Origin of the sequence: Pseudomonas sp. WP18, assembly GCF_036689585.1 — a bacterium.
GTDB lineage: Bacteria > Pseudomonadota > Gammaproteobacteria > Pseudomonadales > Pseudomonadaceae > Aquipseudomonas > Aquipseudomonas chlororaphis_E.
In genome coordinates, this window is sequence record NZ_CP144758.1 from 3212204 (window position 1) to 3235676 (window position 23473).

The 23473-nt window shown below is 59.9% G+C and carries 20 protein-coding genes and 1 pseudogene; 17 read left to right on the top strand and 4 right to left on the bottom strand.

Annotated elements, in window-relative coordinates; all coding sequences use genetic code 11:
- The first annotated feature begins 319 nt into the window (after window positions 1-319).
- Both V5F23_RS14250 and V5F23_RS14255 read left to right on the top strand, forming a co-directional pair.
- A complete protein-coding gene (locus V5F23_RS14250) occupies window positions 320-2668 on the top strand; it encodes an AAA family ATPase (protein WP_043196466.1) in 2349 nt (782 codons plus the stop codon).
- A 3-nt stretch (window positions 2669-2671) separates the two neighbouring features.
- Window positions 2672-3772: an endonuclease gene (locus V5F23_RS14255; RefSeq protein ID WP_338495402.1), complete on the top strand. Its 1101-nt coding sequence runs from the start codon at window positions 2672-2674 to the stop codon at window positions 3770-3772.
- A 118-nt stretch (window positions 3773-3890) separates the two neighbouring features.
- On the opposite strand, the pseudogene V5F23_RS14260 reads toward V5F23_RS14255, so the two are convergent.
- From V5F23_RS14260 to V5F23_RS14270, 3 genes and pseudogenes are all read right to left on the bottom strand, one after another.
- Window positions 3891-4043: pseudogene (locus V5F23_RS14260) on the bottom strand (transposase); the annotation flags it as partial.
- 739 nt (window positions 4044-4782) lie between these two features.
- A complete protein-coding gene (locus V5F23_RS14265; RefSeq protein WP_338495403.1) occupies window positions 4783-5331 on the bottom strand; it encodes a hypothetical protein in 549 nt (182 codons plus the stop codon).
- Between the two features lie 400 nt (window positions 5332-5731).
- Window positions 5732-6232, bottom strand: coding sequence for an Lrp/AsnC family transcriptional regulator (locus V5F23_RS14270; protein ID WP_024778535.1), 501 nt, complete (start codon window positions 6230-6232; stop codon window positions 5732-5734).
- Between the two features lie 119 nt (window positions 6233-6351).
- Here V5F23_RS14270 and V5F23_RS14275 point away from each other — a divergent pair, with 119 nt between their 5' ends.
- From V5F23_RS14275 to V5F23_RS14335, 13 genes are all read left to right on the top strand, one after another.
- The gene (locus V5F23_RS14275) at window positions 6352-7386 is read left to right on the top strand and encodes a histone deacetylase family protein (protein WP_042730647.1); all 1035 of its coding nucleotides are present in this window, start codon (window positions 6352-6354) and stop codon (window positions 7384-7386) included.
- Between the two features lie 49 nt (window positions 7387-7435).
- Window positions 7436-8488 carry an ornithine cyclodeaminase gene (locus V5F23_RS14280; protein ID WP_042730648.1) on the top strand — a complete coding sequence of 351 codons (1053 nt, stop codon included), beginning with the start codon at window positions 7436-7438 and terminating at the stop codon, window positions 8486-8488.
- 143 nt (window positions 8489-8631) lie between these two features.
- Window positions 8632-10047 carry an amino acid permease gene (locus V5F23_RS14285; protein WP_047738685.1) on the top strand — a complete coding sequence of 472 codons (1416 nt, stop codon included), beginning with the start codon at window positions 8632-8634 and terminating at the stop codon, window positions 10045-10047.
- 407 nt (window positions 10048-10454) lie between these two features.
- The gene (locus V5F23_RS14290; protein ID WP_199925069.1) at window positions 10455-11048 is read left to right on the top strand and encodes a GNAT family N-acetyltransferase; all 594 of its coding nucleotides are present in this window, start codon (window positions 10455-10457) and stop codon (window positions 11046-11048) included.
- Window positions 11045-11404 carry a cupin domain-containing protein gene (locus V5F23_RS14295; protein ID WP_042730651.1) on the top strand — a complete coding sequence of 120 codons (360 nt, stop codon included), beginning with the start codon at window positions 11045-11047 and terminating at the stop codon, window positions 11402-11404. Before V5F23_RS14290 ends, V5F23_RS14295 begins: the two co-directional genes overlap by 4 nt.
- A 169-nt stretch (window positions 11405-11573) precedes the next feature.
- Window positions 11574-12251 carry a thermostable hemolysin gene (locus V5F23_RS14300; protein ID WP_047738686.1) on the top strand — a complete coding sequence of 226 codons (678 nt, stop codon included), beginning with the start codon at window positions 11574-11576 and terminating at the stop codon, window positions 12249-12251.
- Window positions 12241-13722 carry an AMP-binding protein gene (locus V5F23_RS14305; protein WP_047738688.1) on the top strand — a complete coding sequence of 494 codons (1482 nt, stop codon included), beginning with the start codon at window positions 12241-12243 and terminating at the stop codon, window positions 13720-13722. Before V5F23_RS14300 ends, V5F23_RS14305 begins: the two co-directional genes overlap by 11 nt.
- Window positions 13719-14393, top strand: a complete 675-nt coding sequence (locus V5F23_RS14310; protein ID WP_047738690.1) for an iron-containing redox enzyme family protein — start codon at window positions 13719-13721, stop codon at window positions 14391-14393. Before V5F23_RS14305 ends, V5F23_RS14310 begins: the two co-directional genes overlap by 4 nt.
- A complete protein-coding gene (locus V5F23_RS14315) occupies window positions 14380-15189 on the top strand; it encodes an SDR family oxidoreductase (protein ID WP_047738691.1) in 810 nt (269 codons plus the stop codon). The genes V5F23_RS14310 and V5F23_RS14315 overlap by 14 nt, the downstream gene beginning before the upstream one ends.
- Complete coding sequence (locus V5F23_RS14320; protein WP_053144681.1) at window positions 15186-15830, top strand: tetratricopeptide repeat protein; 645 nt, start codon at window positions 15186-15188, stop codon at window positions 15828-15830. Before V5F23_RS14315 ends, V5F23_RS14320 begins: the two co-directional genes overlap by 4 nt.
- Before the next feature lie 11 nt (window positions 15831-15841).
- Complete coding sequence (locus tag V5F23_RS14325; protein WP_042732275.1) at window positions 15842-16504, top strand: response regulator; 663 nt, start codon at window positions 15842-15844, stop codon at window positions 16502-16504.
- The gene (locus tag V5F23_RS14330) at window positions 16501-17871 is read left to right on the top strand and encodes an ATP-binding protein (RefSeq protein WP_047738695.1); all 1371 of its coding nucleotides are present in this window, start codon (window positions 16501-16503) and stop codon (window positions 17869-17871) included. The genes V5F23_RS14325 and V5F23_RS14330 overlap by 4 nt, the downstream gene beginning before the upstream one ends.
- A 178-nt stretch (window positions 17872-18049) precedes the next feature.
- Complete coding sequence (locus V5F23_RS14335) at window positions 18050-19906, top strand: ABC transporter ATP-binding protein (RefSeq protein ID WP_047738696.1); 1857 nt, start codon at window positions 18050-18052, stop codon at window positions 19904-19906.
- A gap of 48 nt (window positions 19907-19954) precedes the next feature.
- On the opposite strand, the gene V5F23_RS14340 is transcribed toward V5F23_RS14335, so the two are convergent.
- Window positions 19955-21040 (bottom strand): MarR family transcriptional regulator, encoded by a 1086-nt coding sequence (locus tag V5F23_RS14340; protein ID WP_080964348.1) that lies wholly within the window; start codon window positions 21038-21040, stop codon window positions 19955-19957.
- A gap of 152 nt (window positions 21041-21192) precedes the next feature.
- On the opposite strand from V5F23_RS14340, the gene V5F23_RS14345 reads away from it, so the two are divergent.
- Window positions 21193-22416, top strand: coding sequence for a multidrug effflux MFS transporter (locus V5F23_RS14345; protein ID WP_338495414.1), 1224 nt, complete (start codon window positions 21193-21195; stop codon window positions 22414-22416).
- A 39-nt stretch (window positions 22417-22455) separates the two neighbouring features.
- The gene (locus V5F23_RS14350) at window positions 22456-23157 is read left to right on the top strand and encodes an SDR family oxidoreductase (RefSeq protein WP_042730447.1); all 702 of its coding nucleotides are present in this window, start codon (window positions 22456-22458) and stop codon (window positions 23155-23157) included.
- The last annotated feature ends 316 nt before the right edge of the window (window positions 23158-23473 follow it).

Sequence of the window (23473 nt, forward strand, 5' to 3'; positions counted from 1 at the left end):
GTGATCACCGAACCGCGGCAAGAATTGAATGAGTGCACGGAAGGAAACTGTATGAGTGGGGAGTAGCTGTCGACCTGATTGCCGGATGCTGCTTTCCGCCACCGCATGTTGTAGGTCGAAGGCGGCCGGCTGGGAGTAACGGCTATTGCTTGAAACAAGCCATTCCTGTAGCCGTGGACACTAGGTATGCCCCAATGACTCGTGACAGCCTTCGCGGACCATCACAGACTTTTCGATAGTGGCCCCATGCTATATCGTGCACCCTGTGTTTGGCGATGATCTGTGGCGGTTTGTTTCGCCGTGTCAGGGAAGATGAGCAATGCAACGATTTTTACGCAACAAAGTACCTCCCTCCATTTTCCGCGAAAAGCAATTCAGGAAGTCCAGAGAGCAACTGCTGGAGTTCTTCAGTCTGGACACTCAGGAGCGTTCTCAAACCCGTGTGCCCATGGAAGACCTGGAACTGAATCTGAACCAGGTCAGCCCTGTTTATGACGCGCTGGGACAAATGTTTCGATGGAAATGCGCATTTTGCGAAAGCAAGGATCATCCACTTCCCTACCGATTCCGACCAACGTCGTCTGCAACCTCTACGATGGGAGGGATTGACTCGCATCTCTACTATGTCTGGCTCGCCAATGCCTGGGAAAATATCTATCCCATCTGTCTGAAGTGTATTCCGCGTCAGCCTTCGTTCTTTCCGGTCAAGGGCAAACGTGCTCCGATTCCGAACCTTGAGCAATTGCGCCAGTATGCCGATGACAATCTCGGTTCATGGCGCTTCTCCACATACCGCGAGACAGCCGTTTTGCTTGATCCGTGCGTTGATCAGCGTTTTGAAAAGCACTTTTTCCCCTCCGTTAATGGCGAGCTGCTGCCACTGTCTGAAGAGGGCGATATCACAATCGCTAATTTTCGCCTGGACCGTCCAGAATTGAATGAACTGCGGGAAGCCAGACTTCGGCAGTACCGTGAAGAACTATTGGCGTCTGGTGAACACCTGCCGCGATTACGCCAGGCTACCTTTCAGACCTATTTTGACTTCGCCGAACTTGAGTTCGGTGGCCTGTGGTACCTGCAATGCCGGCGAATTGCGCTGTACTTGTCACAAAGAGCTGGCCTGACAATGCCTACCGGCCGCTCCGGGGTGGCAAAGACACTGAAAACCCTGCTTTCAGTCGGGGACTATCAGCAGACGCGTGAACAATTGCAGGGGTGGATTGAAGAAACTGACTTCGGCCGTAAAACCTTGAACATACCGCCAACGGACTATGGCGTTCTGGGCACTGAGCCAGACCAGCAGAAGACACCTGTGCCGCTGGTTTACCCGTCCTTGCATTCCATCGAACTTCAGCATTTCAAGGCGATCGAGCACCTCGAATTGAATCTCGGCACACTCAGCGCCGAATCGCAGTTGAGCAATGAAACTCTACAGCCAGCACTGCTGATACTGGGTGAAAACGCCACCGGAAAAAGCTCGATTCTCGAAGCGATTGCGCTTGCGCTGAGCCATCCAGATACACCTGCCACCTTGAACCTGACACCTGCCTCCTTCGTACTTTCTCCAGCCCAACTGGGCTCGGATGACGTGGCCTCTAAAACCCTGGCACAGGTACGTTTGAGTTTCGACGAGGGGCAAGCCAAAGTCTTGAGGATTGATGACAACGTCTTTCGACCGGATGGACTGGATGATGTACCGCCGGTGTTCGCTTATGGCGCCTTTCGCCAATACCAGAAAAGATCTCCTCAGGCTCATGAAGCCAATCACGCGATCATCAACCTGTTCGAAACGGATCGCCTGCTGGCCAATCCGGAGCAATGGCTGCTCGGGCTGGAAGGCGAAGACTTCAATGACGTAGCCCGTGCATTGAAAATCATCATGTCTGTGGACGGCGACATAAAAGTCATCGAAAAAGCGCCCGACGGTAAATCCTGCCTGATCGTGACGGTCCCCGCCGGTGTAGTGACCAGGACACCGCTCAATGATGTGTCCTCAGGCTACAGAACCATCCTGGCAATGGTGTGCGACATCATGCAACGGCTCATGGACCGTCGCGTCCATCCCCGTTTTCAAGGACTTGAGCATGCCCAGGCTGTGGTGTTAATCGACGAAGTCGAAGCGCACCTGCACCCGCGCTGGAAAATTCAGATCATGCATGTGTTGCGCAAGGCCTTGCCCAAGGTCACGTTCATCGCCACCAGCCATGACCCCCTGTGTCTGCGCGGCATGCAGAAAGGAGAAGTCGTGGTCGTTCAACGTCGGTCCAAGGCTGGCGGGGCAAAAACTCAGTACGCCACGTGCATTGAGCAATTGAGTGATCTACCGGACTCCTCCCGGTTGACGATCGAGCAGTTGCTGACGTCCGATTTTTTCAATTTGATGTCAACTGATCAGCCGGAAATGGAGAAACAACTGGCCAGCGTGGCCGATCTATTGAGCAAGCGCAAAAACAGAGAGGTGTTGACCGCCCAAGAACAGCGGGTCATGGCCTATTTCGAAGATGAGGTCAACGACGCGCTTCCCGTTGGCACCAGTGAGGCCCAGCGTGTCGTTCAGGAGGCTGTCGCCGAATTTCTTCAGCGGCGAAAGAAGGAACCTTCCAGTGAGTGGGAAACGATACGTGTGGAAACCAAGACCAAAATACTGAATATCCTCAAGGATTTTTGAACCGTGCGCTTCGTTAACCGATCCCTCGTGAAAAAGCCCCTGGCGATGTTGCCGAGAAAGACCACAGTCAGTGCCGCGGATCAGGAACTCACTGATTTAACCGCCTATTTCAAAGAAAAAACGGCTGCACTTGAGACCTTGGCGCGCGCCAGAGCCACGCTGGCGGCCGATGATCCGGTTGTGATTGAAGCCGCAAAGGCAGTGGACTCCTTGAAAAAACCCCTTTTCAAGACCTATCGCAAAAATTCGGTCAAAACCCAGTTGTTAGCGCTGTTTCATGGCAAGTGCGCGTATTGCGAAACGTTCTACCCTGCCGTGGCCCCGGTTGACGTAGAGCATTACAGGCCGAAGGGGGGCGTAAATGATACTGACCATACGGGGTATTGGTGGCTGGCGATGGATTGGGAAAACCTGCTTCCCAGCTGTATCCATTGCAACCGACTGAACGAACACATCACACCGGTGCTCTCGACCCAATTGGTTGAACTGCGCAGTGACCACTTAGGCTTCAGCAAGCAACGCAGGGTCACTACAGGCAAAGGCAACCATTTTCCAATCCTGGGGCCGCGCGCGACACAGGACTCGAGGGACTGTTCAACGGAATACGCGTTGTTACTCAATCCCTGCCGGGATGATCCACAAGAGCATTTAGCCTTCCATGTCGACTGCGAAAAGCTCATTGGGTTGGTGTTACCAAAACCACACGATGGCGCGGGGCTACCTGAAGTCATTCCAACCCAAGATCTACTCCCGGAATTCAAAGGTGAAATTGATAAGGCGCTTGAAGACAAGCTCAGTCTTCGTGGCGCGGTATCGATCCATACCTACGGACTGAACCGTTTGGGGTTGGTCCAGGATCGCACGCGAGTACTGCGCCAACTCGCCTTTATGGAGGAGTCAGTAAAGGATCTTTGCGCGATGATTCTGAAACTCGAAGTGTGCAGGAATGCTCCGTGCGCGGATGAAAACAAGCGCATCATAAAACGAATGGAGGCATTGATAGACCGTACGGTGCGACATATGAAAGAGATGGCCAAGCCTCAAGCACCCTACTCGACGATGGTTCGCGAATATCTGGCTGGTTTCGAGAAGCGCCTCGTCTGATCAAAGCTTACCTGGCAGGCCGTCCATTCGCTTTCAACGCAGGTGTTCGATCCTTGCTGGCAACCCAACACAGTTTTGTCATCAAACCAATTGATAGCACCCTAACGAAAGGTGCATGCTAGGCTCTGTACGAAAAGAGATGCCGCAAACACCGCATGGAAAAAGCCAGTGAGACCATGGCCGGATAGCTTTTCGCGAGCTTGTCGAAGCGTGTCACGATCCTGCGGTTCTCTTTCAGCCAGCCAAACATGCGCTCGATGATGTCGAATTGACCCGGTGGGTGACGGCACGCTGAAGCCCTTGTGGTACTCAGCGCAGTGACTCGGTACTTTCAGGGCATCGCCCACCACGGCATTTTTCATGATGATCTCGAGGGCATGTGCGACAGACTCGTGCAGCCTCTTGGGGTTAAGTTAATCGTGCAATCGAAAGGATCGTTGAAGCTGGCAGAGCTGGACTGAATCGTCCCTGGTTTCGTAGAAACCTCCAAGACCAGCAAACCAATTACGCGGATGCAAATATTGAGTCGAACACAGCCGATCGGAGTTGCTGCTCTCGAGCGAGAGCGGATTAGCGTGTCCTTGATGAGCCCTGCAACCTACCTCCAGATCCAATGAGGAGTTACACCGAAAGCCAGTCACTGCCATACTGGAGTCCGTGAGAAATCGCCGCTCGCGAGCGCTCTCGCACCCTGTGTAACTGGGGGCAAAACTGGGGGCATCATTAGTTTTTTATGACCTGAAACTACCGTCCTAGAGCCTAGTCAAAATGTTTTTTGGCGACCCCGATAGCTTGTAAATGGAGTTCCAGTGAATTCCATAAAAACATAGCTGGCCACTGACGTAGACCACCCCGCGGTGCACCACGTCGGGTACAGAGTCGCCGCGCGGCGCGAGCGGTTCGGGGAGCGCGACACCGATTTGGGCAAGCTTTGCGCACGAGATCATGTGGGTTCCTGGTGATAGACAGACCGTCGGGAGCCGATAGCCTACTATCCGGAAACCTGCGGTTTACTTGCCCAGAATGTTCTTCAACACAGCGGTATGGCCGGCCGGGTCGTTTTCGCTGGACATCACTTCGATGATGGTGATCTTCTGATCGCTCATCGTCATCAGCGAGGCCATCAGCAGTTTCAGGCCGTTGAAATCGTCGGTGCCGTCCAGGCGGTACATCCTCAAGCCGTTCACCTGGATGGTCTTCTCGCCAGTCATGCGAAAGTTGGGTGAGGCGGCCTGCTGCTTATCCTTCAAGGTATCCACGGCAATGCGAAACGCAGCGTCCGGGGTGGTACCCGCAGTCGGCGCCGGACCTTCGGTAACGATGATGGCCCGCTCGCTTTTCGGATCGAAGTACATCGTGCCGCCGTTCTCGCTGTTCAAGATACGGGCCTCGACGCCTTCCAGCACGAAGTTCAGCTTGCCGCCTGCCAGGGACACCGATTGCGTGTCCGATACCGCCGTAGCGTTAGGCGAGGCAGCAACTGCCATGGTGGCCGAGCCGCTCAAGGCAGTAAGCACGCACAAGGAAAGGGTCCAGCCCAACAGCAAATGCTTCGACATTGATAGCGCCTTATTTTTCAGGCCATCGAATACCGATGACCTGTCGCGCGAACAGCCTAGCTTACTTGCGTGCCCACTTGTCCAGTGATGTTGTTCACAGCCGCAGCGTGTCGCTTTTATTTGCGGTCAACTTGGGGTTGATACCCTTCGCGAGGAGCGCCCGTAGTTCTCAACCCTCGACGTATTGAGTGCGTTTTCACGCAGCCTGGGCCGAAAGCTGCCATTCGCGGGAGCAGGTGTATTAAGCCAGGGATCACGTAATGTGGAGCTTTTATCTGACGCTCAGCTTGCGCTTCGTCTCAGCTAACTCGCGCATATGGAAGCGCTTTCAGCAGATGCTTATGACGACGGACGTGGCGGTAAGGTTTTAGAGCCTTGTTCAGCCCAGAACGTCCGATCTTCAATCCTTGCTCAATTTGGGTATGGCCATACGGCTACCCGCTTTGATTTCGCGCAAAGCCAGACTCGACTGAATAGACGCGATGCCGACCTGGCGCCTCAGCACTTGCTCGATAAAGTCGCTATAGCTATCAAGATCCTCGGCCAACACTTGAAGTACGTAGTCGGCATCTCCGGTGATCTTGTGGCAAGCCAATACCTCTGGCAATTGCGCAATCACTGCCTCGAAGGCGTCCGGAGCGTGATCGGCATGGGTGGAAAAGCGAATGTGCACGAATGCCATGATATCCAGCCCGAGCATTCGCCGATCAAGGTTGGCTTGATAGCCCTTGATGACGCCCGCCTCTTCCATTCGCTTGCGCCGCCGCCAGCACGGAGTAAGGCTCAACGACAGCCGTTCACTGAGTTCGGCATTGGAAATGTTCGCGTCCTCCTGCAACAACTCAAGAATAGCCAGATCGGTTTCATCGAGACTGATGCGCTTGGATATTTTTTTCTGCATGAAACCACTCCCGAGTAAAAACTTCCGAATAATCCACCAAATCATGGAAAGAAAGCAAAGAAAGCGCAGCCATGCCGGAACAGAATATTTGCACTGGCTCACATTAACGGATGCGCAGAATGTTTACAGTTTTCAGTGATTCCCACCGGTTGCACCACGGCACCGAATTGAAAGACGGCGCGCTCAAACCGTCTTTCGAACAGCCGAGTCGGGCCGACACGGTGCACAACCGCGTCAAACAGGTTGGACTTGGTCAGATCATCGAACCGCGCGCTTTTGATCGCTCGTGCTACGTCAACGCGCACAGCGAGCGCTACGTCAGTTTTCTGGAAAATGCCTGGAGCGAATGGTGCGCAACCGGTCGCACTCACGATGCCTTGCCGCTGGTATGGCCGGTGCGCGATCTGGCCGGCGAAGAGGTGCCAACGTTCATCGATGGCAAGCTTGGCTTTTATGCCATGGACGCTGGCTCACCCATTACCGCAACGACCTGGCAAGCCGTGAAAACCAGCGCCGATATCGCCCTCACCGGCCTGGCCCTGCTCGATGAAGGCCACGACAGTACCTTCGCCCTATGCCGTCCACCTGGTCATCACGCCGCACGCGAATACATGGGCGGTTATTGCTACCTCAACAACGCCGCCATTGCCGCGCAGCAGGCCATCACCCAAGGCGCCAAACGTGTCGCGGTGCTGGACGTCGACTTCCATCACGGCAACGGCACGCAGAACATTTTTTATCAGCGCAGCGACGTCATGTTCGTGTCGCTGCACGGCGAACCGGCGGTGTCCTACCCGTATTTCTCGGGTTACGGCCACGAAGTCGGCGCAGGTGCCGGCGAGGGTTACAACGTCAACTATCCCCTGCCGAAAAACACCACCTGGGAGAGCTATCGCAACGCCCTGCTCCATGCCTGCAAAAAACTCCAGCAGTTCTCGCCGCAAGTGCTGGTGATTTCCTTGGGAGTCGACACGTTCAAGGACGATCCCATCAGTCACTTCCTACTGGAAAGTGAAGACTTCATTGGCATCGGTGAACTGATCGCGAGCGTCGGCTGCCCGACCCTGTTCGTGATGGAGGGCGGCTACATGGTCGATGAGATCGGCATCAATGCCGTCAACGTACTGCACGGTTTCGAGAGCAAACGCAGCTGAGCCCCCCACGCTCTACAACCTTTCAATGCCTGGATCGGAGAATAAGAACATGACGCTTTTTATAGATGTCGATGATGCTGCACGCTTGTTCACCCAAGTCGGTATCCGCCGCGCCATCCGCGAAATGGCGGGCTACATCGAAGCCGACTACGCACGCTGGGCGCAGTTTGATAAATCACCGCGCACGGCCAACCACTCAACAGACGGCGTGATCGAGTTGATGCCGACCGACGATGGCCAGCAGTACTCGTTCAAATACGTCAACGGCCACCCCAACAACGGCCAGCAGAATTTACTGACGGTCATGGCCTTCGGACTTTTGGCGGATGTGCAGAGTGGCTATCCTACCCTGCTCAGCGAACTCACCCTGACCACCGCCGTGCGCACAGCAGCCACCTCCGCGTTGGTCGCGCAATCGCTGGCTCGCCCCGGTGCGACCTCGATGGCCCTGATCGGCAACGGTGCCCAAAGTGAATTTCAGGCGCTGGCCTTTCATGAAATGTTGGGCGTCAACGAAATCCGTATTTTCGATATCGATCAAGAAGCGTCCCTCAAACTGAAGCACAACCTCGCGGCGTTCCCGGACATCGAAGTGATTCTGGCCAGCTCGGTGAAGGACGCGGTCAAGGGCGCGGACATCGTCACCACAGTCACCGCCGACAAAGCCTACGCAACCATTCTGACGCCCGAGATGATCGAGCCCGGCATGCACATCAATGCGGTCGGTGGTGACTGCCCTGGTAAAACCGAACTGCACGCCGACATCCTGCGCAACGCCCGGGTCATCGTCGAGTTCGAACCGCAAACTCGCATTGAGGGCGACATCCAGCAACTGGAAGCCGACTCCCCGGTGATAGAGTTTTTCCAGATTGTTCAGGGCGAAGTGGCCGGACGCGAAAACGATATGCAAGTGACAGTGTTTGATTCGGTGGGCTTTGCCTTGGAAGACTTTTCGTCACTGCGCTATCTCAACGACCTGGCTCAGGCACAGCAAATCGGCCAGCGTGTCCACCTGGTCCCGACGCCGGCCAACATCAAAAATCTATTCCAACTGCTGGATCCACCACCGGCCAAAGCCTCGCGTCTACGCACCGTCAGTTGATCGGTGATGACCGCCCTTCGCCACTTGGCGAGGGGCCATTCACCCTCCAAGCATCGTCTTGATTAGCCGCTGCTTCTCTAACAAAAACGCTCGACATCCACTTTCTGCCAAAACTCAAAAACATAAAATCAAGAGGTTTTGCAATGAAATCGAACCCTTCCGGGCTGCTTGAACAGCCCGCGTTGCAGCGCACGCTCAGCAATCGTCACATCCAGTTGATGGCCATGGGCGGTGCCATCGGGACCGGCCTGTTCATGGGCTCCGGGAAAATTATCGCCCTCTCCGGGACGTCGATCATCCTCATCTACATGATCATCGGTCTGTTCGTGTTTTTCGTCATGCGCGCCATGGGCGAAATGCTCCTGTCCAACCTCAACTTCAAAACCTTTGCTGACTTCGCCGGCGCCTACCTCGGCCCGCGCGCAGCGTTCTTTCTCGGCTGGTCGTACTGGCTGAGCTGGAGCGTAGCGGTGATCGGCGACGCCGTCGTGGTCGGCGGATTCTTCCAGTACTGGTTTCCGGATATGCCGGCGTGGATACCCGCCGTCGGCATGCTGGCGACACTGTTCGCGTTGAATGTGCTCACGGTCAGACTGTTCGGTGAGGTGGAGTTCTGGTTCGCGATCATCAAGATCATTGCCGTCGTGACCCTGATCGGCGTCAGCACCGTGTTGATTGCCAGCTCCTTCGTCTCCCCCAGTGGTGTCACCGCATCCCTGAGCCACCTGGTGGACAAACAGGCGGCTTTCCCTAACGGATTGCTTGGCTTCTTCGCCGGATTTCAAATGGCGATCTTCTCCTTCGCCGGCACCGAGCTGATCGGCACCGCCGCCGCTGAAACCCGCTCGCCGGAGAAGACCCTGCCCAAAGCCATCAACTCTATTCCGCTGCGGATCATCCTGTTCTACGTCCTCGCGCTGAGCTGCATTATTGCCGTGACATCGTGGCAACAGGTTTCCCCCGTCAAAAGCCCTTTTGTCGAACTGTTCCTCGTCGCCGGGTTCCCCGCAGCGGCCGGTATCGTCAACTTCGTGGTCCTGACCTCGGCGGCCTCATCGGCCAACAGCGGTGTATTTTCATCGAGCCGCATGCTGTTCGGGTTGGCGAATCAAGACAACGCTCCGGGTATTTTTCGGCGTCTATCAGGCAACAGCGTGCCTTTGCTGAGCCTGGCCTTCACAACACTATTGATGCTGCTGGGTGTGCTCGTGCTGTTCATCGTTCCGGAAGTCATGACGGCATTCACCATCGTTTCCACCGTGTCTGCGATCCTGGTGATCTTCACTTGGTCAACCATTCTCGCATCTTACATTGCCTACCGCAAAAAGCGTCCCGAGCTTCATGCCAAATCTGCTTACAAGATGCCCGGCGGCGTTCCAATGGCATGGTTCTCAATGGCTTTTCTGGGCTTCGTTCTCTGCCTGCTGGCATTAAGACCTGACACCCGCGTTGCCCTGTTGGTCATGCCGGGGTGGTTCATATGGCTGGCAATTGCTTATCAGTTAACACGTAGGTGGAAGCCTGAAACCGCAGTTGAATCGGCAAACCAATTCGGTTGAGCTGCTCTAACGAACCCTCTGCGCTGGAGGGCTGTAACAAAGAGACAGCCCTCTATTTGAATCGCTGAGAAGTCGTCCTAGAGCCGAGTCAAAATGTTCTTCGGCGACCCCGACAGCCTGTAATCGAGCGTCACCAACCGAACCCAGCAAACACGCTGACGGCGAAGTCCCTGATCTCTGCGTGGAAGTCAGGGCATCGAGCAAGGTCGGCAAATCCCCCTCCAAGATTGGCGATTGAAGCATCCATTTTACGGCCACGTGTATTTGAGCATGGGGCGGCGTCGCACGCCGTGCTGATGGTGTTCGCCCAGAGCATGATGGGAACCGCTCAAACCGCCTACCCTGCCACCCCTGTTAAAGGCGTAATCCTTAAAAACTAACCACCCGATCCCATGGAAGCACCCTACATGCCTATCGACTTCAGACCCGCTCAAGCCTCGGACGCGCACGATATTGCGCGCTTCTTTCAACTGACATCGGAGGGCATGGCCGATTACATATGGAGCAAGCTTGCCGCACCGGGAGAAGCGTTGCTGAGTGTCGGTGCGTCTCGCTATTCCAGGGAACACGGCGACTTTTCCTACAAGAACTGCCTGATGGCCACTTTCGAAGGGCGTGTCATCGGCATGATGCATAGCTATGCCTTGCGCGCGGCCCCTGACGGGCCTGTCGAGACCGACCCGGTCCTCGCGCCTTATTCCGACATGGAAATACCCGATACCTTGTACATATCCAGCCTGGCTCTGGACGAGGCCTGGCGCAACCAGGGGCTGGGCGTCAAGTTTCTTCGCCACGCCCAGCAGCGCGCCGAAGACTCTGGGCTGGAGGGGCTATGCCTGATCGATTATGCAGAAAACCACGGTGCCCGCCGATTCTACGAACGGCATGGTTTTCAAATTGTTAAAACCTGCCAGATCGTTCCGCACCCGATGCTGGGCGTAACCGGTGAAGCCTACTTGATGTATCGCCCTACCCAAAACGTGCTCGAGAAAAAACCATGAACAAGAAACTGACCGTATTCCGCGAACTGGATATCCAACCGGTGCGCGACCTTCCCTTTTTTGAAGAAGTCCTGGAAGGCACCCCTCACACGCTGACGTCCAAGTACTATCACGATGAACAGCAAGGTCGCATTTCCGGAGAATGGGAAGCCAGCACCGGAGCGTGGCGCATCGACTACAAGGTTTGGGAGTTCTGCCATGTCCTGAGTGGACGCTGCGTCATCGAGCTTGAAGGTTGCGCCCCGCTCACACTGGCCGCTGGCGACACGTTCATTATCGAACCGGGCGCCAAGGGGACATGGACCGTGCTGGAAGACATGAAAAAGAACTTCGTGATCCTCTTGCCCGCGCAATAGAGCCCTGTGTTCACGGTCGTATCGGAAACCACCGATACGACTGGCCAGCACATCCCTTCTTCCTGGGCGTCCACGACCCCACCCGTCATTAACCCTTCTTCACCTTCAGACTTCGTTAAGAAACGGCACGGATACTTCGCTCAAATCCATTGAGGGAGGCGTTCTGCCCATGCCCGAGTCCGATTGGAACATCCCCCTGCCCCTGCACTTTGGCCAGGCTGAAACACCCCTGATGAGCCTGTCCGGTGCAGAGCACGGTGACGCTCAGCGAGCCGTATTCGAAGCGTTTATCCAACAGCGTTTTCGCAAGGCCCACGGTGCCGACATTCGTCAGTTCATGCCCCAGTTGTTGGGCGTGCACAACGGCACTGGCGAGCTCTGCGCGGTGGCCGGCCTGCGCCGCGCGCACCTTGAGCCGCTGTTTCTCGAACGTTACCTGCAAGCGCCGATCGAGCTGCTGGTCAGCGCAGCCGCCGACCGTACGGTGGACCGTCGCGTGATCGTCGAGGTCGGCAATCTCGCGGCCAGTGACACCGGCAGCGCCCGTCTGTGCATCATCGCCATTACCTACCTGCTGGCCATGGGTGGGCTGGAGTGGGTGACTTTCACCGGCAACATCGGCCTGGTCAACAGCTTCCACCGCCTGGGCCTCAAGCCGGTGACGCTGTGCGCCGCCGACCCCGAACGCCTGGGCGAGGAGCGCCATCACTGGGGCAGCTATTACGAAAGCAAGCCCTGGGTGCACGTGGGGAACATCCGTGCCGGGTTCATTCATTTACGCAACATCGGCTTGTTCACTCGCCTCGGTTTGCCCACGTCGATTGAAGGTGCCTGCCATGTCGCTTGAACTGCAGCGTTTCCAGGAAACCTTGCGCAGCCATGCCGGACGAAACGACGGCACCGTGGCGCTGTGGGGCGACACCCAGAAGATCGACTACGTGACCCTGTACGCCCAGGTGCTGTATCGCCAGGAGCGCTTGCGCGAAGAACAGGCGCACGTCATCGCCCTGGCGCTGGACAATGGCATCGAGGCGATGCTGTGGGACCTGGCCGCGCTGTGGGAAGGCGTGGCCTGCGTGACGCTACCGCCGTTTTTCAGCCCGGCCCAGCGGGCCCATTGCTTGATGCAGAGCCAGGCGACACGGGTCGTTGCCGAGCCGGAGCTTGCGGACGAATTAATCGCCGCTGGCTACACCCGGCGCGGTGAATTCTGGTGTCGCACCTTCGAGGGTGGGCAGCGCCTGCCGGCCGGCACCGCCAAGTTGACCTTTACATCCGGCACCACCGGCACGCCCAAAGGCGTCTGCCTGAGCGCCGACAGCCTGCTACGGGTGGCCAGGGAACTGGAGCAGGCCAGCCTGCCCAGCGCGCCGCAGCACCATGTGGCACTGCTGCCGCTGGCGATCCTGCTGGAGAATCTCGGCTGCTACGCCGCCCTCTACGCCGGAGCCACGTTGAGCCTGCCAAGCCAGAAAACCCTGGGCATCCAGGGCGCCAGCGGCGTGGACGTGCCGCGCCTGCTGAGCAACCTCGCCGACCGCAAGGCGCAGAGCCTGATCCTGGTGCCCCAGTTGCTGTTGATGCTGGTCAGCGCCGCCGAACAACAGGCGTTCGACCCGCGTCACCTGCGCTTTGTCGCGGTGGGCGGGGCTCGGGTGGCGCAAGACCTGCTGCACCGCGCGCAGCGGCTCGGCCTGCCGGTCTACGAAGGCTACGGCTTGTCCGAATGCGCTTCGGTGGTGTGCCTCAACCGCCCCGGCGCTCACCGGCCTGGCAGCGTTGGCAAACCCCTGCCCCATGTTGAAGTACGCCTGGCCGAGGACGGTGAAGTGCTGATCAAGGGCTCGACCCTATTGGGTTACCTGGGCGAACCGCTGCACACCGAACAATGGTGGCCGAGCGGCGACCTGGGTGAATTCGACGCCGAAGGGTTTCTTTACCTCAAGGGTCGCAAAAAGCATCAGTTCGTCACCAGCTTCGGGCGCAACGTCAATCCAGAGTGGATCGAGTCCGAACTGACCCAGCGCCGCCACATCGCCCAAGCCTTCGTGTACGGCGAGGCCCAACCACTCAACCATGCCTTGCTCTGGCCCCATCGCCCTGATTGCAGCGACGAGCAACTGGCCGCCGCCGTCGCCGAAGCCAACCAGGCACTTCCCGGCTATGCCCAGGTGCACCGCTGGACCCGCCTGCCCCAGCCCTTCAGCGCCGCCAACGGTTTGCTCACCGCCAATGGGCGTCCCCGTCGTGACGCCATCGTCGCTTTGTATCGCAACCAACTGACTGAATCCGCCCTTTCCGAGGAGCCTGCATCATGAGTTTTTTCGACACCCTGCAAGAAGCCACGCAACAGGAACGCCACGAGTTGTTCAACCTGCCGATCATCGTCGATGCGTTGCAAGGCCGGGTCAGCCTGGACAGTTATCGCGCGTTCCTGGCCCAGGCCTACTACCACGTGCGCCACACGGTGCCGCTGATGATGGCGTGCGGCGCGCGCCTGCCAACACGCCTGGAATGGCTGCGCAAGGCGGTGTGCGAGTACATCGAGGATGAATATGGCCACGAACAGTGGGTGCTCAACGATATCGCCGCATGTGGCGGGGACCGTGACGCCGTTCGAGACGGCCAGCCTTCGCTGTCGATCGAACTGATGACCAGCTTCCTCTATGACACCATCGCCCGAGGCAACCCGGTAGGATTGTTCGGCATGGTCAATGTGCTCGAAGGCACCAGCATCGCCCTGGCCACCCACGCCGCCGGCAGCATCCGCGAACGCCTGGCCTTGCCGGAAACCGCTTTCAGCTACCTCAGCTCCCACGGCTCGCTCGACATCGAGCACATGCAGACCTACCGCCGACTGATGAACAAGCTTGAAGACCCGGAAGATCAGGCCGCGGTGATGCATGCCTCGAAGGTTGTCTATCGACTCTACACCGACATGTTCCGGGGCCTGCCCCGTGAAGCGCAGGCACACCATGCAGCTGCATGAGGCGCGAGTCGTGCTGACCGGCGCCAGCGGCGGCATCGGCCTGGCGATCACCGAGACCTTGTGCGCGGCCGGTGCGCGGGTACTGGCGGTGGCGCGGCATCAAGACGCGCTGCTGGCCTTGCTCAAGCGCTATCCGCAGAACCTCAGTTGGGTGGCCGCCGACCTGACGTTGGCGGCCGACCAGGGCAAGGTGCTGGCTGCCGCCGAGAGCGTGGGCGGCATCAACCTGCTGATCAATGCGGCCGGGGTCAACCACTTCGCCATGCTCGAACAGCTCGACGACAGTGACATCCAGGGGATGCTGGCGGTGAACGTCGGCGCACCGATCTGCCTGACCAAACGGCTGCTGCCCATGCTCAAGCAGGCGGACAGCGCAATGGTGGTCAATGTCGGCTCCACTTACGGCTCGATCGGCTACCCCGGTTATGCCAGCTACTGCGCGACCAAGTTTGCCCTGCGCGGTTTTTCCGAAGCCTTGCGCCGGGAACTGGCGGATACCCGGGTCAGTGTCCTGTACGTCGCGCCCCGCGCCACCCGCACCTCGATGAACAGCGCCGCCGCGCAAGCCTTGAACGATGCGCTCAAGGCCAGCGTCGACGACCCACAAGCCGTGGCGTCGGCGGTGGCCCATGCCATCGCCGGGGAGCGCCGCGATGTGTACCTGGGCTGGCCGGAGCGCTTCTTCGTGCGCCTCAACAGTCTGCTGCCAAACCTGGTGGACCGCGGCCTGCGCAAGCAACTGCCGCTGATCCGCCGCCTCAGTGAAAAAACCGAGAACGAGCCACCAAAACCATGAAAAACATCCTCGCATGCCTGTTGCTAGGCGCCCTCAGCCAAGGCGCCTGGGCAATGGACACCGCCGATCAGCAACGCCTCGATGGCATCCAGCAGAGCTGGGCGCACATCCAATACGAAATGCCGGAAAAACAGCGCGCCGCCGCGTTCGAGCAGTTGGCGGCGCAAGCCACACGCTTCACTGCCGAACGTCCGGCGGTCGCTGAGGCCTGGATCTGGAAAGGCATCGTCACCAGCAGTTGGGCCGGCGCCGAGGGCGGCCTCGGAGCGTTGGGCAAGGCCAAGGACGCCAGAGCCGACCTGGAAAAATCCCTGAGCCTGGACCCCAAGGCCCTGCAAGGCTCAGCCTACACCAGCCTCGCAGCGCTGTATGACCGGGTCCCAGGCTGGCCGATCGGCTTTGGCGACAGCGACAAGGCCGAGCAACTGCTCAAGCAATCGCTGCAACTGAACCCCGATGGAATCGACAGCCTGTACTTCTGGGGCGATCACCTTTACCGTCAAAAGCACTACGCTGAAGCCAGGGCGGCGCTGCAAAAAGCCCTGCAAGCCGCGCCCCGTCCGGGCCGGGAAAGCGCCGATGCCGGGCGGCGCAAAGAGATTGCCGCGCTGATGGTGGACGTGGACAAAAAACTCGACTGATGGGAGTCCAGGTGCGTTTATTACTGATAGAGGATGACGTGGCCCTCGGCGAGGGCATTCAGCAGGCACTGGGGCGCGAGGGCTACACCGTGGACTGGCTCAAGGATGGCGGTAGCGCCCTGCACTCATTGCTCAGCGAAACCTTCGACCTGGCCGTGCTCGACCTCGGGTTGCCGCGCATGGACGGCCTCGACGTGTTGCGCCGCTTGCGCAATACCGGCTCGAACCTGCCGGTGTTGATCCTCACCGCTCGCGACGCCACCGAGGATCGCATCGCCGGGCTGGATGCCGGCGCGGACGATTACCTGGTCAAACCTTTCGACCTCAACGAACTCAAGGCCCGCTTGCGGGCCTTGTTGCGACGCAGTGCCGGGCGGGCCCAGGCGTTGATCGAGCACGCCGGCATCAGCCTCAACCCCAGTACGCAGCAAGCCAGCTACCACGGCCAGCCCGTCGCCCTGACCCCCAAGGAATACCAGCTCCTGCACGAATTGCTGTCACCGCCGGGCCGGGTCATCACCCGGGACCAACTGATGCAACTGCTCTACGGCTGGAGTGAAGAAGCCGAAAGCAACACGCTGGAGGTGCACATCCATCACCTGCGCAAGAAATTCTCGGCCGATCTGATCCGCACCATCCGTGGCGTGGGCTACCTGGTGGAAGAACGCCGATGACGTCGATCCGCCGCCGCACCCTCACCTTGATCATCGGCCTGCTGCTCGCAGGGCTCGCGGTACTCAGCGCGTTCAACCTGCACGACAGCAACCACGAAATCGCGGAAGTCTATGACGCGCAGTTGGCGCAAAACGCGCGGCTGCTGCAAGGGGTGATGCGCATGCCGTTGGCGGCGCAGCAGCATGCCGACCTGTACCGGGCGTTCAACGACGCATTGGCCGACGCGCCGTTGCGCGGCGACGGCCATCCCTACGAGCGCAAGATCGCCTTCCAGGTATGGAACCGTGCAGGCGACGTCCTGGTGCACACCGCCAGCGCGCCCTCCTTCCGCTCGCCGCCGACCCAGCCTGGGTTCAGCGACGTGGTGGACCTGAACAGCCGTCACTGGCGCGCCTTCATCCTCGAAGACCCACAGAACGGCCTGCGCATCTGGGTCGGCGAACGGGGTGACGTGCGCGCGGATCTGGTCGACCGGATCGTGCGTCACACGCTGTGGCCGAACGCGATCGGTAGCCTGCTGCTCGCAGCGATGGTCTGGCTCGCCATCGGCTGGGGCCTCAAGCCGCTGGCGAACATGGCGGCGACCCTGCGCGCACGCCACAGCGGCTCCCTCGAACCCCTGCAACTGACGCCGCTGCCCAGCGAGCTCGAACCCATGCAGGCGGCGCTCAACCGCATGCTCGCGCAGATACAGGAAGTGCTCGGGCGCGAGCGGCGCTTTATCGCCGACGCCGCCCACGAGATGCGCACCCCGCTGGCGGTGCTCCGGGTGCACGCGCAAAACCTGCAGGAGGCCGGCACCGAACAGGAGCGACGGGAGTCCCTGGCGTTCCTCATCGCCGGGGTCGATCGCACCAGTCGCCTGGTCAGCCAGTTGTTGACCATGGCCCGCCTCGAACCCAAGGCCGGCGCACCCGTGCTGGAGCACATCGACCTCAGCGAGACCGTGCGCAACAGCCTGGTGCAGCTCACCCCGTGGCTGTTGAGCAAGCACCTGGAACTGGCCTTCGACGTCAGCGACCAACCGTTCCATGTCCTGGCCGACGCGGCCACTGTCGACATCGCCCTCAACAACCTGATCACCAACGCCGCCAATTTCTCCCCGGAACACGGCGTGATCACCGTACAACTGACCCGGGTCGACAACTTCTACCAACTGAACGTCGACGACCAGGGACCGGGCATCGACGAGGCGGATCGAGCACGATTGTTCGAGCGGTTCTACAGCCGCGGCAGTCCACAAGGCGCGGGCCTTGGCCTGACCATCGTCGCCACCATCGCAACGCGTTTGGGCGGACGGATCGAACTGCTCAACCGGCCAGAGGGCGGCCTTCGGGCTACGTTGTCGATCCCTGTCAGAGAATAATCGTGCAAGCGCGCCTGACTTCCTCGCGATGCTGTTGTCAGAGATGACTTGCAGGGGGCGTTCAAGCGGCTGGACATGGGCGCGGCCTGCCCGGCTCACAGAACATCGGGCCGTACGCCCCTCAAGGCAGACGTAACATGGGACAATCACCCCCGACTTGATCCTTTCGGAGGCCACAATGCTTCGTGTGTTCGAACGAAGACTCGACCCTTTCCCACCTGATGAAGCGCCCCCGCCCCCGGTCGGCCTGACCCGTTTCCTGTGGGCCTGCACGCGGGGTGCCCGCGGTTACATCCTTGTGTTCGCGCTGTTGAGCGCCGGCGTGTCGATTTACGAAGCCTGGCTGTTCTCGTTTCTCGGGCAGGTCGTGGACCTGCTTTCGACCTGGCAGGCCGGCGGCGATGCACAGGGCCAGGAGAGCCGTGTGCTATGGGGGATCGGCATCGTACTGGTCACCAGCATCGGGCTGGTGGCGTTGCGGACCATGGTCCAGCACCAGGTGCTGGCGATCAATCTGCCGCTGCGGTTGCGCTGGGACTTTCACCGGCTGATGCTGCGGCAAAGCCTTTCGTTCTTTTCCGATGAGTTCTCCGGCCGGGTCACGACCAAGGTGATGCAGACAGCGCTGGCGGTGCGCGAAGTGTTGTTCACCGTCATCGAGATCGCCCCCGGGATTGGCGTGTACTTCATTGCGATCATTGCCCTGGCCGGCGGTTTCGCCCTGAAACTGATGCTGCCGTTCATTGCCTGGATCGTGCTGTTCGGGCTCGCCATGCTGTATTTCGTGCCGCGCCTGGGACAGGTCGGCCAGGAACAGGCTCACGCACGTTCGTCGATGACCGGGCGCATCTCGGACGCCTACACCAACATCACCACCGTGAAGCTGTTCTCCCACTCCAAGCGTGAGGCGCACTTCGCGCGGGCGGCGATGGAAGATTTCAAGCAGACGGGCTTTCGCCAGATGCGCCTGGTCAGCCAGTTCGAGATCGTCAACCAGGCCCTGGTGGTGGCGCTGATCATCGGCGCGGGCGGCTATGCCTTGTGGCTGTGGCACCAAGGTGAAGTCGGCACCGGCGCGGTGGCGGCGATCACGGCCATGGCACTGCGGATCAATGGCATGTCGCATTGGATCATGTGGCAGATGACCTCTCTGTTCGAAAGCATCGGCACCGTGCAGGACGGCATGGAAACCCTCACCCGGGGGCCCAAGGTCCAGGACGCGCCTGACGCCAGCGTGCTGGTCCCTGCTGGCGGCGCGGTCACGTTCGACAACGTGAGCTTCAACTACAGCGGCGAGCGTCAGGTGCTCGATGGCTTGAGTCTGAGTATCCGCCCGGGCGAGAAGATCGGTCTGGTGGGCCGCTCCGGTGCCGGCAAGTCGACGCTGATCAACCTGCTGCTGCGCTTCTACGACGTGGACAGCGGCGAGATTCGCATCGACGAGCAAAACATCGCCAAGGTGACCCAGGACAGCCTGCGCAGCGCCATCGGCATGGTCACCCAGGACACGTCCCTGCTGCACCGCTCCATCCGTGACAACATCGCCTATGGCCGCCCGGACGCGACCGACGAACAGATCCACCAGGCCGCGGTGAACGCCCAGGCCGACGGGTTCATCCAACAACTGAGCGACCGCCAGGGCCACACCGGCTACGACACCTTGGTGGGCGAACGTGGCATCAAGCTTTCCGGTGGCCAGCGCCAACGCATTGCCATCGCCCGGGTGATGCTCAAGAACGCGCCGATCCTGTTGCTGGACGAAGCCACCAGCGCCCTCGACTCGGAAGTCGAAGTCGCCATCCAGGAAAGTCTCGATGAAATGATGGAAGGCAAGACCGTCATCGCCATCGCTCACCGCCTCTCGACAATCGCGGCCATGGACCGCCTCATCGTCATGGATGACGGACGCATCATCGAGCAAGGCACCCATGCCGAACTGCTCGCCAGGAACGGCACCTACGCCCGGCTGTGGCAGCACCAGAGTGGCGGGTTCCTCGGTGAAGACCAGGGGCTGACCGAGGCCGAGGCGATGTAATCACGGGCCGGGCGCCCTTCACGGCGCCCGGCCCTATAGCCAGGGATGCTATTCGCCCGCCCCTCGCGCAAACGCCGCCAGCGCCTGCCGCGCCTCCCGGTTGAGCGGGCAAGCCGCCTCGATCGCCTGGCCGACCGCCAGGAGCTCTTCGCGCAAGGCCTCGCCGGCATCGGTCAGCGCAATCAGCACTCGACGCTCATCGTCCTTGTCCCGCGTGCGTGTCACCCTGCCCGACGTCTCCAAGCGCTTGAGCAAGGGGGTGATGGTTCCGGTGTCCATGCCGAGCCTGGCGCCGAGGTCGCCCACGGTCCTGGGGGCGTCATTGAACAGCTCCAGCATCGCCAGGTACTGCGGGAACGTCAGGCCCAAGGGATCCAGCAAGGGCTTGTGAAGGCGCATCATCCGATTCGAAGCGCTGTACAAGGCGAACGACAGATGGGCGTCGAGTCCGGTTGCTGACGCCTGTCGCTCAACATTATCTAGCTTGCTAGATATTGTTGCGACAGGTTGCTTGTAAGCATCACTGCTTTCCTCGACTGGCGCCGATGTTGTGGGCTCCTGCGCCTGCCGATCAGCGGCGAGCAGTTCTTCATGGGTCGCCCGCAGGATGCGTGCGGAAAATGCCTGATCGTCGACCGCTCGGGCCAGCACCATCGCCCCCACTATCGAGGCGACAAAGCTGGTGGCCTGGTCTTCCCGGGAGCGGCCAGGCCGCCATGGCAGGCCGGACTTCAACGTCTCGACCATGCGCGCCACCCGCTGAGTAAAGGAGCGGCGCATGCCGGGCTCACGCGCCACGTCAATCGCCAGCGCGGGCATGGCGCAGCCGGTTTCCGGGTGGTCCCGGTGCGACTCGGCAAGGTACATGGCCAGGAACGCTTGCTTGGGCACGTCACTGTTCGACAAGGTCTCGCGCAGCTTCTGCGCCAACTGATCCATCGCCCGTTCGAGGCTGGCGCACGCCAACACTTCCTTCGAGTCGAAGTGCGCATAAAACGCACCATGGGTCAGCCCTGACGCCTTCATCACCTCGGCAATGCTCGCCCCGGCAACACCCTTGGCACGAAACAGCCGAGACGCTTCTTCAACAATGCTCTCGTAGCGCTCTGCTGTCTGGTCCGAGGAATACCTCATGGAAACCTCCGTTTTTGTGCTTGACGGATTGCATGATGATCATCATGCTTGCCGCTAAATATGATGATCATCATACATAACAACGACCTTGTTGGCTGATTTTTGTCTCCTGGTCGCTCACCACAACCGCTTCGATCAACAGGCTTAAAGGGATGACGACTTCCGTAAGCGACTCCACCCAGGCACTTCAACCCCTGACCGGGCGGACCGTGGCGCTGCTGGCAGGCCTGGCCGCCATCGGCATGCTCTCCACCAACATCATTCTGCCGGCATTTCCAGCCATCGGCGACGAACTCGGGGTGACCACCCGCGAGCTGGGGCTGACCCTCTCCAGCTTCTTCATCACGTTCGCGCTCGGCCAGTTGATCGTCGGCCCGCTCGCCGACCGTTACGGGCGCCAGAAGCTGGTGTTGGGCGGGCTGTGCGTCTTTGTCGTCGGCACCGTCATCGCAGGTTTCGCGCCGACCCTGGAGGTCATGATCGCCGGGCGCGTGGTCCAGGCGCTGGGCGTGTGCGCCACCTCGGTCCTGTCCAGGGCGATTGCACGCGACCTGTTCGAGGGCGAGACCCTCGCCCGCGCGCTGTCGTTGACCATGGTCGCCACGGCTGCCGCACCGGGGTTTTCGCCGCTGGCAGGCAGTGTGCTGACCGACACCCTCGGCTGGCGTGCCATTTTCATCCTGGTGGGGCTGGCAGGCATCGCCCTCGCCCTCTTCTATGTCCGCGGCCTTGGCGAAACCCACCCCGCTGACCGGCGGGCACCGCATTCGGCCAGGAGCGTGCTGCTCGCCTATCGGCGCCTGGCCCTGGACAAGCGCTTCATCCTGCCGGCCGTTTCCATGAGCCTTTTGATGAGCGGCCTGTTCGCCTCGTTCGCCGCGGCCCCGGCCATCCTGATGAAAGGCCTGGGCCTGACGTCGCTGCAGACCGGCCTGTACTTCGCCTCCACGGTGTTCGTGGTGTTCGCGGCGGGCATGGCAGCGCCGCGCCTGGCTCACCGCCATGGCGCGGCGATCATCGCATTGCTGGGAATCATCTGCGCCATGGCTGGCGGGGCCTTGCTGCTGGTGGGCCCGGCCAATCCAAGCCTGGGTGGCTACGCCCTGTCCATGATCACCTTTCTTTGGGGCATGGGGCTGGCCAATCCGCTGGGCACGGCCATCGCCATGGGGCCTTTCGGCAAGGAGGCCGGAATGGCGTCGGCACTGCTGGGCTTTGTCTCCATGGCCGCCGCCGCACTGACCACCTGGCTGGCCTCGGCCCTGCCTTTTGCGCCGGTCACGGCACTGGGAGGCATTCAGGTCACGGCGTGCCTGATTGCCCTGGTCCTGTTCGTCCTGCGAGGCAGCCTCGTCAAACAACCCCTGCGGGGCTGATGCCTCGCTTTCTCTTTCGTCAACACCTGGAGATTCAACATGCAAATCAAAGGCAGTGTGGCCCTGGTCACCGGCGCCAATCGTGGCTTGGGCAAGGCGTTCGTGCAGGCCCTTCTCGCAGCAGGCGCCACCAAGGTGTATGCCGCGGTCCGCGACCCCGCCACCGTCGAAGCCCAACCGAACGTGGTGCCACTGAAACTCGACGTCACGCGCCCTGAAGACATCGCCGCGGCGGTCGAGAGCGTGCAAGACCTGACGCTGCTGATCAACAACGCTGGCATCCACGGCAACCAATCGAAAGCTAACATCAGCCTGGAGAACCTTCGCCAGGAGTTCGAGACCAACGCCGTCGCGCCGCTGGCCACCAGCCTGGCCTTCGCACCGATCCTGGCCGCGAACGGTGGCGGTGCGATCGTCAACATGCATTCGGCCCTGAGCTGGGTCAACCTGCCCAACACGGTCACGTATTCGGCGAGCAAGGCCGCCGTGTGGTCATTGACCAACGGCTTGCGTTTGCAACTGGCGAGCCAGGGCACCCTGGTGGTCGGCGTGCATGTCGCGTTCGTCGACACCGACATGACACGAGGCCTCGAAGGCGTGCCAAAGGCCTCGCCCCACGACGTCGTCCAGCGTGTGCTGGAGGGCGTCATCAATGATCAGCCAGAGGTATTGGCCGATGAGACGAGCAACCAACTCAAGCAGAACCTGAGCAACGGCGTCTACCTTAGGCCGATTGCTTAAGGGCGCGAATGCGGGCTGCCGGGGGGAGCCCACCTCCCCCTGGTAAACACTCTATCAGTCTGGCTTTTTGAGGAAATCGAAAGCCTCCCCGGGGATGGAACAAATCGCGAATCACCATCTGACTACCTGCAAAGCGCGAATACCTCGTATGAGAACTGGTCCAACAATCGACCAAACACGGCGGATTGGCCAGCGCATTTATCAGCCATGACGGCAGAAACCGGTCAGAGACAAACGTTTATGAACGACCGCCTGCAACCCAAGCGGCCTTTTAAACTTAATCATCTGGGCCTGATTTTATGAGCAATAACTCGTA